The organism is Coprobacter sp. (genome assembly GCF_982436375.1).
Window position 1 is genome coordinate 1 of record NZ_CEWDCG010000048.1, and the last position, 16,516, is coordinate 16,516.

Annotated in this window: 12 protein-coding genes; 7 read left to right on the forward strand and 5 right to left on the reverse strand. The window is 37.2% G+C overall.

Annotated features, from left to right (window positions below; translation table 11 throughout):
• The 4 genes from galB to AC1WHX_RS04500 form a co-directional block, all read left to right on the forward strand.
• The coding region (gene galB / locus AC1WHX_RS04485) for a beta-galactosidase GalB (protein WP_481228900.1) at positions 1–2,421 on the forward strand (2,421 nt) is incomplete at its 5' end.
• A 1,039-nt stretch (positions 2,422–3,460) separates the two neighbouring features.
• Entirely contained in the window at positions 3,461–4,354 is an 894-nt protein-coding gene (locus AC1WHX_RS04490; protein ID WP_302546935.1) for a tetratricopeptide repeat protein, read from the forward strand.
• A gap of 8 nt (positions 4,355–4,362) precedes the next feature.
• Entirely contained in the window at positions 4,363–5,052 is a 690-nt protein-coding gene (locus AC1WHX_RS04495; RefSeq protein ID WP_302545105.1) for a hypothetical protein, read from the forward strand.
• A gap of 730 nt (positions 5,053–5,782) precedes the next feature.
• Positions 5,783–6,823, forward strand: coding sequence for an AI-2E family transporter (locus AC1WHX_RS04500; RefSeq protein WP_302545106.1), 1,041 nt, complete (start codon positions 5,783–5,785; stop codon positions 6,821–6,823).
• Positions 6,824–6,961: 138 nt separating this feature from the next.
• On the opposite strand, the gene AC1WHX_RS04505 is transcribed toward AC1WHX_RS04500, so the two are convergent.
• The 4 genes from AC1WHX_RS04505 to AC1WHX_RS04520 form a co-directional block, all read right to left on the reverse strand.
• Entirely contained in the window at positions 6,962–7,450 is a 489-nt protein-coding gene (locus AC1WHX_RS04505; protein ID WP_303115446.1) for an S-ribosylhomocysteine lyase, read from the reverse strand.
• An 8-nt stretch (positions 7,451–7,458) separates the two neighbouring features.
• A complete protein-coding gene (locus AC1WHX_RS04510) occupies positions 7,459–8,142 on the reverse strand; it encodes a 5'-methylthioadenosine/adenosylhomocysteine nucleosidase (protein WP_302545108.1) in 684 nt (227 codons plus the stop codon).
• Between the two features lie 114 nt (positions 8,143–8,256).
• Positions 8,257–8,838 carry an indolepyruvate oxidoreductase subunit beta gene (locus tag AC1WHX_RS04515; protein ID WP_022599353.1) on the reverse strand — a complete coding sequence of 194 codons (582 nt, stop codon included), beginning with the start codon at positions 8,836–8,838 and terminating at the stop codon, positions 8,257–8,259.
• Positions 8,839–8,850: 12 nt separating this feature from the next.
• Positions 8,851–10,440: a thiamine pyrophosphate-dependent enzyme gene (locus AC1WHX_RS04520; RefSeq protein ID WP_009316885.1), complete on the reverse strand. Its 1,590-nt coding sequence runs from the start codon at positions 10,438–10,440 to the stop codon at positions 8,851–8,853.
• 261 nt (positions 10,441–10,701) lie between these two features.
• Here AC1WHX_RS04520 and AC1WHX_RS04525 point away from each other — a divergent pair, with 261 nt between their 5' ends.
• Positions 10,702–12,237, forward strand: a complete 1,536-nt coding sequence (locus AC1WHX_RS04525; protein WP_302545109.1) for a sulfatase — start codon at positions 10,702–10,704, stop codon at positions 12,235–12,237.
• Between the two features lies 1 nt (position 12,238).
• Here the strand turns inward: AC1WHX_RS04525 and mltG are convergent, their stop codons facing one another.
• Positions 12,239–13,306 carry an endolytic transglycosylase MltG gene (mltG, locus tag AC1WHX_RS04530; protein ID WP_009316887.1) on the reverse strand — a complete coding sequence of 356 codons (1,068 nt, stop codon included), beginning with the start codon at positions 13,304–13,306 and terminating at the stop codon, positions 12,239–12,241.
• A gap of 361 nt (positions 13,307–13,667) precedes the next feature.
• Between mltG and AC1WHX_RS04535 the strand changes: the two genes are divergently transcribed.
• Positions 13,668–14,756 carry an MBL fold metallo-hydrolase gene (locus tag AC1WHX_RS04535; protein WP_302545110.1) on the forward strand — a complete coding sequence of 363 codons (1,089 nt, stop codon included), beginning with the start codon at positions 13,668–13,670 and terminating at the stop codon, positions 14,754–14,756.
• Positions 14,757–15,029: 273 nt separating this feature from the next.
• The gene (locus tag AC1WHX_RS04540; RefSeq protein ID WP_302545111.1) at positions 15,030–16,379 is read left to right on the forward strand and encodes an MATE family efflux transporter; all 1,350 of its coding nucleotides are present in this window, start codon (positions 15,030–15,032) and stop codon (positions 16,377–16,379) included.
• The last annotated feature ends 137 nt before the right edge of the window (positions 16,380–16,516 follow it).

Here is a 16,516-nt window from a genome sequence, read left to right on the forward strand (position 1 = left end):
GTTTTGTTAAAGGAGGGATGGAAATTTACCCGAGACGATAATCCGGAGTTTGTCGATCCTGATTTTGACGATCGTGCATGGCAGCCTGTAGTCGTTCCTCATGATTGGGCTATATACGGTCCGTTCAGCTCTCAAAATGATAAGCAAAATGTAGCGATTACACAAGATGGGCAAAAGGAAGCGCTGGAACATGCCGGTAGGACTGGAGGTTTACCTTTTGTCGGAGTAGGCTGGTATAGAATCGAATTTGAACTTCCCGATTTCGCTCCAGATAGACAGTCTTTTATTTTATTCGATGGTGCGATGAGTCAGGCGAATGTTTATATTAATGGACAGAAAGTCGGAGAGTGGCCTAACGGCTACAATTCGTTTTATTTCAACATTTCTCCTTATTTGCTTTCGGGTAAGAAAAATGTGTTGGCCGTTCGTTTAGAAAATTTACCGGAATCGTCCCGTTGGTATCCGGGGGCAGGATTATACCGCAATGTTCATATTATAACGACGTCAGATGCATATATTCCGGTTTGGGGTACTTATATAACGACTCCGGTTATTCGTGAAGACTTTGCAAAAGTTAATATCCGTACAAAAGTCTGTTTGCCGGAAAATGCCGATCCAGGACTTTATACAATAGAAACAGTTATCTTTGATTCGTCGCATAAGGAAATACAAAAAACTAAAACTTCGCTTACCTCTTTACTGTATGGAGATATTTCACAGGAAATAGTTGTTAAGAATCCTGTTTTGTGGTCTCTTGATCAGCCGGTTTTATATACTGCTAAAACGTTTTTATATGAAGGAACTACATTGAAAGACCAGTATAGTACTCCATTCGGAATTCGTTCGATAGAAATAATTCCGGAGAAAGGATTTTTTCTAAATGGAGAAAAAACTGTTTTTAAAGGAGTCTGCAATCATCATGATTTAGGTCCATTGGGAGCAGCGGTGAATGATGCTGCCATTCGTCGTCAAATACGACTGTTAAAAGATATGGGGTGTAATGCAATAAGAACTTCTCATAACATGCCGGCTCCAGAGTTGGTAAAAGCTTGTGATGAAATGGGTATGATGCTTATGGTAGAGAGCTTTGACGAGTGGAATACTCCTAAGTGTAAAAACGGGTATAATCTTTTTTTTGATGAATGGGCGGAAAAAGATCTGGTAAATCTGATATGGAATTATCGTAATAATCCGAGTGTCGTTATGTGGTGCATCGGAAATGAAGTTCCTAATCAATGGACTGAAGGTGATTGTAAAATTGCTAAACGATTGCAGGATATTTGTCATCGTGAAGATCCGTCTCGTCCGGTAACTCAGGGTATGGATGCTCCTGATGCAGTAGTAAATAATAATTTTGCTGCAGTAATGGATGTTGCCGGATTTAATTATCGCCCTTTCCGCTATCAGGTTAATTATAAAAAATTGCCTCAGGGAATTATTTTAGGAAGCGAAACGGCTTCAACTGTCAGTTCTCGAGGTGTGTATAAATTCCCAGTAGAGCGAAAGGCGATGCAGCGCTATGAAGACCATCAAAGTTCGTCTTATGATGTAGAGCATTGCGGTTGGTCTAACCTTCCGGAAGATGACTTTATACAACATGAAGATCTTCCTTATTGTATAGGAGAATTCGTTTGGACAGGTTTCGATTATTTGGGAGAACCGACTCCTTATTATACAGATTGGCCTAGCCATAGTTCTCTTTTCGGAATTATAGATTTGGCAGGTATTCCCAAAGACCGTTTTTATCTTTATCGGAGTCATTGGAATAGGGAAGAAGAGACTTTACATATATTGCCTCATTGGACGTGGAAAGGACGTGAGGGAGAAATCACGCCGGTATTTGTATATACTAATTATCCTTCGGCCGAATTATTCATTAATGGAAAGAGTCAGGGGAAAAGAACAAAAGACCTGAGTATCGGTATAGACAGTACTTATACAGATGCCGCTCAAAAAAGTTTCGAACGGCAGAAACGATATCGGTTAATGTGGATGGATACTCGTTATGAACCGGGAACGGTTAAAGTGGTTGCTTATGATAATGAAGGAAAAGCTGTTGCCGAAAAAGAAGTACATACGGCAGGGAAACCACACCATTTAGTGCTAACGGCAGATCGAGATCGTTTGGCGGCAGATGGAGAAGATCTATCTTTTATTAATGTAAAAGTTGTAGATAAAGATGGAAATTTTTGTCCGGATGCTACGTCTAAAATTAAGTTCAGAGTAAAAGGTGCAGGTGTTTTTCGTGCTGCGGCTAACGGTAATCCGGCAAGTCTCGAGTCATTTCAGAAACCGGAGATGAAGCTTTTCAGCGGTCAATTGACTGCAATTGTGCAAACAATATCGAAGGCCGGTACAATTATTTTTGAAGCATCATCACCTGGAATAAAAAGTGCATCTATTAAATTGATAAGTGAGTAAGAGCCTGTTTAAACTTTGCTCAGATTAGTTTTAAAAATTTCTTTTGAAGATATTTTGTCGTTTTTACGAGGAGGATACGAGTTGTCTAACGAGTAAAAACGACAAAACAAATCGAAAGAAAACGTGAAAATGACCTGATAATATTTTTTTATTGTAAGATTTAGATAGCTCTTAATGCGTTATTATATAGTTGTTAAAAGGTCGAAAATTTGGCTGTAATACCCCTTTTTGATAAATGATAAAAGGACTATTTTCTATTCTGAAGTGTCATTTGACAAAGCTTTTATTTCTCCCGTTATAACTTCGATCGATAAGCTCGAAACGAATATAGTGTAATTTAGGCAGGGTCGTTTCTTCAATGAGTTGGGCTCTATCGATGCAAATCATTGATTATCCTATTTTTTTGCTGTTAACTTGTCAGTTGAAATTACAATGTGGTTTTGGACAAGTATTCAATTGTCCGGGAGAAAAATGACTTTCTTTGTTGGTGTGGGCCTGCACCCTTATAAAGCCTGTTTTTCTTGAGTAAGCTTTCTTGCACATGCTATACATCTGCTTTCTCTTTATTAATTAGGGAAAATATCCTTATACGAATAAACTCTGAAACAAATCCCTTCTCCGCTGAACAACAACAGTCGGATTTTTATCGCCCATATAAAATCGTATATACGGATACTCTTTCAGAAACAACCCCTTCCGTATCAAAATGGGATTACTATATTCGCTTCTATCCGGTCGAAAATAATATGTACATCTTATAAAATAGATAAAAACCGATATACCAGTGTATTAAATATAGTACGATGTACATATGTAAAATTGTTTTTCTGTGTAAATCATGTTTCCTTTGCAACCGAATCGAACAGTAGACATGCGATTTATTTCTCTTTTGCGAAACTAGTGAAAGAGAGTGCATGTTGATTTGCTATTTATATAATATTTGTTTATTATTTTTTTCTTGGCGGTGATGCACGTCATGACACCTCTGCTTTTGTTGATCCGTACTGTCCGAAGAAAGAAATATTAAAAACTTGAAAATATGAAGTTGAGAATATATATTATCATAATAATAGTAGTATGTTTATTTTCATGTGGACGTCGAGACAATAGCGTTTATAACCCTTCGCTATTGTCGTTGGAGAACTCTTTGGAGATAATGCCCGAAAAAACTCTAAGAGAAATACTTGATATAGATACGGCATCCTTTAAGGAGGCTGATAAGGCCCTTTACTATTTTCTGTTGTTTAAGGCCAAGGTGCTTTCCTCCGATAGTATTCAAATACCCATAGACAAGTCGAATCTTTCACTAGCTCATTTCACAGAAGAACGTGATTCTGTACGCCTATGCCTATTATACTATTATTTGGGAAGGATACATTTCGATAATTATGCTTTTTTACGGGCCAATAGTAGCTATAATCAGGCTGAAAAGTTCGTGGGAAAAGAAATTCGGACGCTTTTCAACATCAAGATAGGTGAAGCCCGTATTTATCATTTTAAAATGATGTACGACATGGAGGAAATATTTTTGGAAAGAGCTCTCTACATAGCGGGCGAACTGCGTGATTCTGTTTATATGGCCGAAGCTCTACACAAGTTTGCAGAACTTCGTATTGATGAGAATCAATTTTCACAGGCAAAAGACTATCTTGACAAGGCTCTTGTCCTATTACCGAAAAATAACAATATCTTGAGGGCCGAATACAATAAAGACTTGGCGCGGGTATATTTGGGTATGAACGTGCCAGATACAGCTCTTTTCTATATTGATGCCGCCCTGCGATATGCGCACCCTTATGAATTGGAGCGTTCTTGTAACATAGTCAAAGGGAGTATATATATGAAAATGAGACGTTACAAGGATGCTGAGAGCGTCTTTATGAAAAACATTGAAAGCCTTCCGTTGAAAGACAAATATGATATTTTTTTTTAATGTCTTTGATGAAAAAAGAGAAGAAAGAATTTCAGGCCGCCTATGAATATGCAGAAAAAAGTATTCGTTGCAGGGATTCGCTCGAGATGAACAACAAGGTGGGATACATCAGCAATCTTAATGCGTTTCAGGAACACGAGCGACAGCGGAAAAGAATCGACCAGATGAACATGGAACTTTCCGAGCGCGAACTGGCCTATTACAGGCTCGCTATTATTCTTTCGTTGCTTCTTATTTTAGTCATATCTTTTGTGTTCCGTGTCAAGCATGCCAAGAAAAAAGTAGAGCTCCTTCTTAAAGAGAAGAAATTGGCTGTGGTTAAGCTCCGGAATAGTCGGCGGGAGGCTGAAATCAAATACCTGCATGAAAGGCATGAACGAGAGTCTATTGAAATAGATTCTCTCAATCAGAGTTTAGAGTATTACAAGCGTTTAAATGCCCTGACCGTACCGATTCTTATGAAAAGCCAGAACTCGCAGGGGGCTATGCACTTGAAAAAAGAAGAGTGGGACATTATTATCCAGAATACGAACGCCTGTTTCAATGATTTTACCTTCCGCCTGAAAGAGGCGTACCCGCAACTGTCACATGTACTGCACCCCAAAAGTTTTGTGTCTAACTTTTGGGGTGCAGTACAAAAGTTAGGTAGTCTCTTTTTTTTATCAAAACCTGTTTTTAAGAAGCAGCCTAAGTTTTGATCGGGCAAAGTTTGAGAGAAATACACAAGAATGATTAACGCCCCTTTCAAGGGAGAGAAAATCATACCGATACCGTTATAGAGCGGAAGAAAATGCAAAAAGACTTGATAATATTTTTTATTGGAAAATTTGGACCGGCTTTAAGATTTATGAAAATACACAATGTTACTATGTGCGATATTCCGTTTAAAAGAACGCATATGTTTTCGAGAAGAAAATATAAGAAAATAGTTTGGTAGAGTTTAAGGCCACCAATTTTCTCAGTTTATGTACAAATTTTTATCCTCAACTCCAGCCCGACACTTTCTATTTTTTTTTTTGATCTAAATTTCTGGACCTTTAATATGTCTAGAGATGATTTCGAGTTCTGAGAGTCTTTTACTTCTTCGTTTTACTCGTCAAAAGATCTCGTACGGCTTTGTTTAAACGAATTGAGATTATACTTCATACCGATTTGATGATTCCTTTTTGATTTTATAGTTGGTTATGAATTGGTGTTCTCTGTCAATATTTGTATGTTATGTTCAGTTTAACTTGCTCGTAGAGTATCCAATTGGTAAATCAGTTGAAAAGTATTATACCTTTAACAAAAAAACTCTTGACTAAGCTTGTTAGACAGATCTTTTATGTTGGATATTATTGTAATATCTTTTTTCTTATCTAATTCTAAACATTTACTTTGTTAAACCGTTAAATAATGAGTCGGTAATTTAGAAACTGCGGTTAGATTATGAGTTTAAAAGAACAATATTTTAAGTATTCGATTATTATCCTGATTCTGGGTTTGGGCATTGTTATTTTTTTCGAACTTATTCCTTTTTTAGGTGGTTTGTTAGGAGCATGCACTATATATGCGTTGATTAGGAATCAGATGAGACATCTTGTTGAAAAGAGAAAGATGAAACGTTCTATTGCCGCATTTCTTTTAATCATGGAAACCGTACTTTGTTTTTTGATCCCGATCTCTCTCGTTGTTTGGTTTTTGATAATGAAAGTGCAGCATATCAATCTTGATCCTCAGGTGGTACTTGCACCGGTAGAACAAATATCCGTATTGATAAAGCAAAAGATAGGTTATGATATTTTGAATACAGATAATTTAAAATCTGTAATATCATGGGCTCCTCAAGTCGGTCAGATGTTAATGGGAGGAATTACAAGTTTGGCACTGAATATTTTTGTTTTGATTTTTGTCCTTTATTTCATGTTATTGGGAAATGACAAAATGGAAAATTATATAATGGATATACTCCCTTTTACAGAAAAGAATAAATTGACAATTTTGCATGATGTAAATATGGTAGTAAAATCCAATGCCATAGGTATTCCTTTATTAGCTGTGATACAGGGAGCAGTAGCCATGTTGGGATATTATATATTCGATGTTCCTGATTTATTGTTATGGGGAATATTGACATGTTTTGCAACAGTGATTCCTATTGTAGGAACGGCATTGATCTGGTTACCTTTAGTTATTTATTTTGCCATTATAGGAAATTGGTGGGATGCCGTAGGATTATTGATTTATGCAGCACTTATTATTACACATGTCGATAATCTGATACGTTTTGTTATTCAGAAAAAAATGGCAGATATACATCCGTTGATAACAATATTCGGAGTTATTATAGGCCTTCCGTTATTTGGTTTTATGGGAGTTATTTTCGGTCCGCTATTGTTATCTATATTCCTCCTTTGTGCCGATATTTTTAAGCGTGAATATTTAGAGAATAACAATTCTTCTTCGAAAACACATATAGAAGGATTATAGACAAATTGTCCAGATGGTTAAGATTGGAAAAGAAAAGTCTTTTGTTTCTATTTTTAAGTCTCTTTTCAGTCTGTTTATCCGTCTTCATTTGTCGAATGAATAATATTGGATATCGCAACGGCCGCTCCTATAACTCATTTATTCTTTAATACTCGGATATACAAGATTTTTTTCTTCTATAATGTCCAGAACCTCTTTCAAGTATTTATCTGCTTCATATTTGGCCATAGGAAGGTCGTGTAACAGATAATTTCCACAATCTTGAGGTGCAGCTCCCGGAATTTTGCCTTCGAAGTCTCGTATAAACCGAAATGTTTCACGCATAAGTTCGACAATATCTTTTGATTCTAAATCTCCTTGTACCAAAAAATAATTTCCAGTACAGCATCCCATGGGTCCCCAAAATACGATTTTCTCTCCCCATATACTGTGGTTTCTTAAATAAGTTGCAGCCAGATGTTCGATTGTGTGTAAAGCTCCATATCCGAGTGCCGGTTCACGGTTCGGTTCTTTCATTCGTATATCGAATGTAGTTATCGTGTGATCTTCTATATGGTCTTTTCGTGAAACATAAATGCCGCGTAATAAATGGATATGATCTATTGTAAAGCTGGGTATTTTTTTCATAATTGTTTTTATAATATATCAATTAATTGTTTTATTATTTCGAATGATTTTTGAGGAGCTTCTTCCCAAAAGCGATTGTATTGAGTCGTATGGTCTTCTATTCCGGGAGTATCGCTGATGATGCGGAAACTCAAGAACGGTATTTTATTCATGTAACAAACATGTGCAATAGAAGCTGATTCCATATCTACAGCAAGACCGTTTGGAAAAGTAGCTTTTATTTTGTCTAATTCTTTACGGGTGGTAATAAATTGATCCCCGCTACATATTAGACCGCTGTATATTCGTGTTGACGTTTGTAGAGATAAGGCTTTTTTCAGCAGTTCGGGATCGGAATAGAAACGGGCGGGATATTCAGGAATTTGTCCAGGTTCGTTTTCTTCTCCGCACCATACATCGTGATAAACGATTTCTTTCCCGGTTACGATGTCAAAAACTTGGGTCGATATATCTATACCCCCGGCAACACCTGTATTCAATATACAGTCTGGATGATAATGATATATCATATTCAGAGTTCTTGTCGCAGAGCAGACTTTGCCTATGCCGCTTTGTGTTAAAATGAGAGTATGATTTCCACGTTTTCCTATATAAAAAATTGCTCCTTCGTTCGATTCTTCCCGACAGTCGGTAAGCAAATCTTTTATACATGCTAATTCCGATAGCATGGCAACTATAATTCCTATTGTCATTTTTATTTTTATTTATCGGCAAATATACGATTTGTATGGGATAATATAAAATTGAAAGCGTGTCTCTCCCTAATAAATAGGATAAACACGCTTTTTATTGTCAATATTTATTGATTATTTCAACTGATCCGCAACTTTTCTACCAGCCTCCAATGCCTTAAGATTCATTTCTACTATATGCTCTCCCTTACGTCCGAATATGTCCCGTATTCCGGTTTCTATTTGTTCGTAGGGGATACCTAAAAATGGAGAAGCTGCACCTAACATGACTATATTGGCTGTTCTGGGCGAACCGCTTTCTTTTGCAATCGTATCTACGTCTAAAATGATTTTATGGGGCATTTTATTAATTTCTTTTATGACATCTTCCGGTTCTGGATAGTTCGGGATATTGATGAACGGTGTTGAATTAGTTACAATCCAACCGTCTTTGGCAAGATACGGAAGATAACGTAAAGCCTCCATCGGTTCGAGAGAAATGATGAGATCTGCTTTCCCTAAAGGAATGAGGTCTGATGCTATGGGTTTATCCGAAATACGTAAATTAGATTGTACGTCGCCTCCTCGTTGACTCATGCCGTGAACTTCAGCTTGTTTCATATATAGTCCGTTATGTATAGCGGCTTCACCGATTACTGCAGCGATAGATAGAATACCTTGACCGCCTACACCCGAAAGAATTATATCTGTTTTCATATTTGTCGGATTTTATTTTTGACGTTTTTTTCTACTTAAAGTCTGGATACATTCTCGACGAGGAATTAATACCGAAACACCCTTATATTCTATTTCTTCCCGTATAGTCCGTTCCATTTCTTCCATATTCTTTTTTAGAGGAATAAGTACGCGAATGTGTTCCGGAGCAACGCCTATACCTTTGCATATAGCCTCTATTTTCCCTGTTCCGGCAGAATCTTGTCCTCCGGTCATGGCAGTAGTTTCATTATCGGATATGACGATCGTGACGTTTGCATTTTCATTGACGCAGTCAAGTAATCCGGTAATTCCCGAATGCGTGAATGTCGAGTCCCCGATTACGGCAATAGCCGGAAATAATCCTCCGTCAGCGGCACCTTTAGCCATAGTGATGGATGCTCCCATATCTACACATGAATGTATAGCTCTGAAAGGCGGTAACGCTCCTAATGTATAACATCCTATATCGCTGAATATCCGGGCATTTTTATATGTTTTGGCTACATTATTGAGCGCTTCATACATGTCACGGTGTCCACATCCTTGACAAAGAGCTGGTGGACGCATGGCTACAATATTCGGTATTTCAAACTCTGCACCTGATTTCAGTCCTAAAGCTTTTGCTACACGATCGGGATTTAATTCTCCGTCACGATTCAGTGTTCCGTCAAGTTTCCCCTTTATTATTTTAGACGGAATAATACCTTTTATTTTTTCCTCAACGAATGCATACCCATCTTCCAAAACCAATATCTCATCACATGTGTCGAATAATTTTTGTAACATTTTCAACGGTAACGGATATTGAGATAGTTTGACAACCGGATAATCGCATCCCTCAGGGTAATTCTCCATTAAATAATTATAGGCTATACCGCAGGCGATGATTCCCATTTTTTTGTTCGGACCATCGATATAACGGTTGAAAGATGAGTTTTCAGACGCTTCTGTAAAGTCTTTTTGTTCGTTTAACAACGTTCTGAAACGACGTCTGGAGTTTGCAGGTAATAAGATAAATTGTCCGGTATTATCAGGAAACGAAATCTCGTTTTGATCTTTTATTTTCAATGTTGTCGTTACACCTGCACGAGAATGTGCCAGTCGGGTGGTAATTCTCAACAACACCGGAATTTTGAATTTTTCAGATAGACCGAACCCTGCTGCCATCATGTCGTATGCTTCTTGTTGGTTGGAAGGCTCGAACATCGGAACAAATGCAAAGTTTCCATAAAAACGAGAATCTTGTTCATTTTGAGATGAATGCATGGACGGATCATCTGCTGCTACGACAATGAGTCCACCATTGACTCCGGTCATTCCGGCATTGATAAACGCATCGGCGGCAACGTTCATTCCGACATGTTTCATACAAACTAACGCCCGTTTACCTATATAAGACATACCCAAAGCTGCTTCCATAGCGGTTTTTTCATTCGTACACCAGCGGGTATGTATCGTATTGTTTTTTGCTTCAGGAGAAATTTGTATATATTCGGTTATTTCGGTAGAAGGAGTACCGGGATATGCATAAACTCCCGAAAGACCTGCATCGAGTGCGCCTTGGGCAATAGCTTCGTCTCCTAAAAATAGATGTTTGTTCATTCTTTTATACTTTGACGGTTATTAGACTTGTAAATTTATGTGTGTTTCTTTCAAAAAGATATCTGATAATCCTGTGAAGATTCTTTTTGTTATGATTTAGTTGCAAATATAAGAAAATATTTATCGAAATATTGTATTATCGGATGAATTTACATATTTTCGTAAATCATTCTGTGTTCGGAACAATGATATGTTTTTAGGAAAAGCAGAGTTTGTTTTGAATTTGGAACTTCAAGATTAAAATCTAAAAAATGTGATACTATGAAATTTAAAAGTTTAGCCTGTACCGGGATTTCTTTCTTTTCGTTATTGCAACCTATTGTGTCGTTGTCAGCAACTAAACAACCTAATATTCTTTTTTTTATGGTAGATGATATGGGATGGCAAGATACATCGGTGCCTTTTGCTGATGAAAAAACTCTTTTTAATAATTTATATGAAACTCCTAATATGGAGCGACTTGCAAGAATGGGTGTGAAGTTTACGAATGCTTATGCGGCATCGGTTAGCTCGCCTTCAAGATGCAGCCTTATGACGGGGGCGAATGTTTTGCAGCATAAAGTTTCGAACTGGACATTGCATTATGATACTCCTACCGATGGAAATAATGAATATTTTGATTTTGAGTGGAATTGGAATGGAATATGTCCGTCAAACGCTGTCGTTCAAAATTATTCCCACATGTTTTATGCTAAAATGTTACCTCAGATTCTGAAAGAAAACGGTTACCAGACTTATATTGTAGGTAAAGCCCATTTTGCTTCTCGAACAACCACGGCTGCTGATCCGTTGACTTGTGGTTTTGATGTCAATATAGGGGGACATGCAGCCGGAGCGATGGGGAGTTATTCAGGATGTCGGGGATATGGAGCTGATCGAGAAGATGCGGAGATATGGCAAGTACCGATGCCTAACATAGATTATTATTGTAAAGAAAACATATTTCTTACCGAAGCATTGACTATGGAGGCAAAAAAATTAGTAAATCGGGCATTAGAATCGGACCGCCCGTTTTTTATGTATTTATCTCATTATGCTGTTCATGCTCCGTTCGAGAAAGATATGCGTTTTTATGATAAGTATATAAAAAAGGGGATGTGCGATCGTGAAGCACAATATGCCTCTTTGATAGAAGGAATGGATAAAAGTTTAGGAGATATGATGGATTTATTTGAGGAAAAAGGGATTGCCGAAAGTACCATTATTATTTTCATGTCTGATAATGGAGGGTATTCTTCATCATACCGTGAGCCGAACAGAAATGCTCCTTTACGATCGGGAAAAGGTAGTCTTTATGAAGGAGGAATTCGAGAGCCGATGTTAATTTATTGGCCGGGAGTAACTCAACCGAATAGTGTTAATCGTTCTAATGTGATTATCGAAGATTTTTTTCCAACGTTACTTGAGATGGCACAGATAAAAAATTATTCTGTTCCTCAGCGGGTTGATGGAGTCAGCATGGTAAAACTGTTGAGATCAGGAGCGGTAGAAAAAAACAGGGCACTTTATTTTCATTATCCGAACGATTGGGGAGAACGGACTGGAGATGCCGGACGTCCGGCAAGTGCTATTATAAAGGGAGATTGGAAGTTATTATTTGATTATGAAACACGATGCACAGAATTATATAATTTAGCGAATGATATCAGTGAAAAACATGATTTGAGTGAAAATCCTCTTTATGATAAAATAAAAGAGAACCTTTCTAAAGATCTAAGCAATCGTTTACGTGAAACAAAAGCCAATATGCCTGTTTACAAAGTTTCTGGTATACTGTGCGGTTATCCTGATGAATAGTTTATTTTAATATATTACGTTTGTTTAGGGCTTTATGATATTTTATCGCATTATTTTGGTGCTCTGCGTATGTTGTCGCAAAATTGTGCCGTCCTGAAAAATCTTCCTTGGCGCACATATATATAAACGGATGGTGACGATAATTCAGAACTGCTTTTATTGCGGCTTTTGAAGGAATGCGTATAGGACCGGGAGGTAATCCGGTATTTTTGTATGTGTTATATGGTGAGTTGACTGTTAGGTGTTCATGGAGAATACGCCGTATCGAAAAATCTCCTACTGCATATTTTACAGTGGGATCGGCTTGCAGAGGCATCCCTTTTTTTAAGCGGTTTAAATATAGTCCGGCTACCATATTCATTTCGTCCGGAACTTTAGTTTCTTCTTCTACGATTGAAGCTAAAGTCGATACTTCGATCGGGGAGATGCCGATTTGTGTTGCAAGCATTCTACGGTCGTCAGTCCAGAACTTGTCATATTCTTGACGCATTTTTTCCATTAGTTTGCGAGGTGCAATGGTCCAGTAAACTTCATAGGAATCGGGAAGAAAAAGTGCCGGTATTGTATATGTGTCGAACCCCATGTCTGTACAAAAAGCCGAATCGTTTAATAATTCGAGGACTTCCTGTTTATCCATTTTTAGTTGTTTATCGATAGTCTCGGCAAGATCATCTTTCGTACGAATATTGTTAAAAGTAAATCTTATCGGAGTTTGGCTTCCGGTAGAGAGTTTACGATAAATACGGATTGCATTCATTTCCGGATCTATTCGATATGCTCCGGGTTTATTCCATGGAGTATATCCGTTTAATTTAGAGAGTCGTCTTATTTTGTTGACATCACTTTTTTCTAAATATTTTTGAAGGTCTTCGGTAACACTATCGAGAGAACTGTTTTCATCGATGTATATAAAAAATGAAGTATCTGTGACTTTATCTAATACATACCGTTTGAATATAACGCCGATACTGATAAGAAATATTGCAGCTACGGCTGTAATGATGTACAGAATATTTTTTTTAGATCCGCATGTTTTTTTTTTCTTCCGTCTTGATATCTTTGTTGCCATATTTATAAATTAAAAGGCATTTGTGAAATTCGAGAGCGTCGGCAAAGATAAGTATTTAATAGAAATGTTGTTTTTACTGATTGTAAAATAATATTAGAGCTCGTTCTAAGAGATTGTTAAATTCTGTACAAACGTTTTGGGGAAAACTGTTTTTGGGGATTTTATTGTTAAGATAAGAAGTGTAGCGGGTTGTGTTATGCATAGAGACGGAGATACCTACCGAAGAAAAACTTAAAGAATTTTTATCGGAAAATTTAAACAGATTCTTACTAACAGTGATTAAGGTATGAATAACCGTAATTTATGTACTTTTTAAATTCACAAATCAAAGTATTTTTGTTTCGAAAATGAATATAGATGTATGAAAATCTTGAAAAAAAGTAAGATTGCTATGGTGATATTGGTAGTATTGGCGGTTATTATAGTATTGTTTGCTCTTGTTTGTTTGTTCCTTAATCAACCGAGCTTTGGAAGATTACCGCGAGGGGAACGATTGGTTAGGATTGAACGTTCTCCTAATTTTAAGGACGGAGAGTTTAAAAATGAATGTGTAACTCCGATGTTGACGAATGATGAAAATCGGATTAAGAGTTTTATAAATTTTCTTTTTAAGAAAGATCCGGGACTAAGACCGGATGCGGCATTGCAGGTCGTCAAATCAGATATTCGGCATATAAAGAGAGATTCGGATTTTTTGATTTGGTTTGGACATTCTTCCTATTTCATGCAGTTAGAAGGAAAACGAATACTTGTCGATCCGGTTTTCTATGTCGCGTCTCCTGTTTCGTTTATCAATAAACCTTTTAAAGGAACTGATGTCTATTATCCTGAAGATATGCCGGATATCGATTATTTGATTATAACACATGATCATTGGGATCATTTAGACTATAAAACGATTGTTGAATTGAGGCCTCGCATTGGGAAAGTCATTTGTGCTTTAGGTGTCGGAGAACATTTTGAATATTGGAAATTTGATAAAAAGAAGATCGTAGAGCTCGATTGGAATGAGAATGAATCTCTCGATCCCGGGTTGACAGTCCATTGTTTGCCTGCCCGCCATTTTTCGGGGCGGGGACTTACTCCGAATCGAACGTTATGGGCTTCATTTTTATTGGAAACTCCTTCTCAAAAAATTTATATAGGAGGAGACGGTGGATATGATTCGCGTTTTGAAGTTATAGGTGAACGTTTCCCGGATATAGATCTTGCGATTTTGGAAAATGGGCAATATAATGATGATTGGAAATATATTCATTTAATGCCTCAATATATGTCTCGTGCGGCAAAAAATTTGAAAGCAAAGAAAATATTGACTGTACACCATTCTAAATATGCGTTGTCGAAGCATCGTTGGGACGAGCCGTTGAAAAATGCTCGAAATATGCAAGCAGATTCATTGGATGTTTTAATACCTCGTATCGGAGAAGTTGTAAATTGGCATGAGTGATTTATATACTGGCTCTTAGTAGTACTGTTTAATGACTTGTTTTGAATTATCTATATGAACAGAGTGTAAATATGCTTATAAAATAATGTCGGGATATTTGAATATTTTAAAGATTTGATCCATCTTTGCGGTCGAAAATAGAACCAATGAGCGTTTTGTAATCCTCATCGGAGGCAAGTGAATGCCGGATAAGATGACTGGGTAAAACCAATCAACTTATCCGGTATTTTTTGTTTAGGAGAAGGTAAACAACAATGTAAAAATTACTATATTATGAAAAGAGATGCGATTGATTTGAAAACAGTAAATGTGTTTACTCTATTCAGAAGGTATTTCATCCCTACTTTATTAGGCATGTTGAGTATGTCTGCTGTGACGGCAATAGACGGTATATTTGTCGGACATGGTGTAGGCAGCGATGGCATTGCGGCTATTAATATTTTAATTCCGGTATTGATGTTCTTTACCGGAGTCGGATTGATGGTCGGTGCTGGTTGTTCGGTTGTCGCTTCTATACATTTATCTCGAGGCAAACAAAATACGGCACGTATTAATGTGACGCAAGCTTTATTTTTTGTTACCATTATTGCAGCGTTACTTTCGTTTTTAATGATGATATTTCCAGATGATACGGCTTATTTACTCGGTGCTTCGGAACATCTACGCCCTATGGTAACAGACTATTTGCTTTGGTTTGTACCATCGTGGATATTTCAAATTTGGATTGCTGTTTCTTTGTTTATTATCCGTCTTGACGGAGCACCGAAACTGGCGATGTTTTGTAGTCTTGTAACAGCGGTAATTAATGTCGTACTTGACTGGATTTTTATCTTTCCTTTCGGTTGGGGAGTAATGGGTGCTGCTTTAGCAACATCTATAAGTATTATTTCGGGTGGGATAATTGCTATTTTATATTTGTTGTTTTTTGCCCGTCGGTTACGCCTGTATCCTTTGAAGTGGAGTGTAAAGAGCTTTCGTTTATTTGTCAGGAACATTGGCTATCAATGTCGCATAGGTTCTTCGGCTTTATTAGGAGAAGCTACATTAGCGGTATTAATGTTTGTTGGCAATCAGGTGTTTATGCATTATTTGGGGGACGATGGTGTAGGAGCGTTTGGTATTGCTTGTTACTATATTCCTTTTGTGTTTATGGTCGGAAATGCTGTTGCTCAGTCGGCACAGCCGATTATCAGTTATAACTTTGGCCTTGGATATAGAAAACGAGTGACGGAAGCCGTAAGAATAGCATTGTTAACGGCGGTTTTATGTGGTGTGGTAGTAACGGTCGTATTTGTGGCTTGTCCGGATTTTTTGGTAGGTCTTTTTATTGATAAAGATAATGTCGCAGCCCGTATAGCAATCGAAGGTTTTCCTTATTTTGCAATAGGATTTGTATGTTTTATTTTTAATTTAACAGCTGTCGGTTACTACCAGAGTGTCGAACGGGCGAGACCGGCAACGTGGTTCGCTTTATTACGAGGTTTTATATTTCTCATCCCGAGTTTTCTTATATTACCCGACTTATTGGGAATTGAAGGAATATGGCTGACTTTACCTTTGTCGGAGATTGTGACGACTGTCGTTATAATCGTGTTTTATCATTATCGTAAAGAGAATGATTGATTAGAGAGAGCAGTCCGAAAAGAAATTCAAAAAGTTTGAAGGTATGTTTTGATCGGAAAATTTACGACAGGTTCTAAATGAAAATGAAAAGATCGGTATAATAAATATTTTGTAAATCTGTAATTTTGGTTATATTC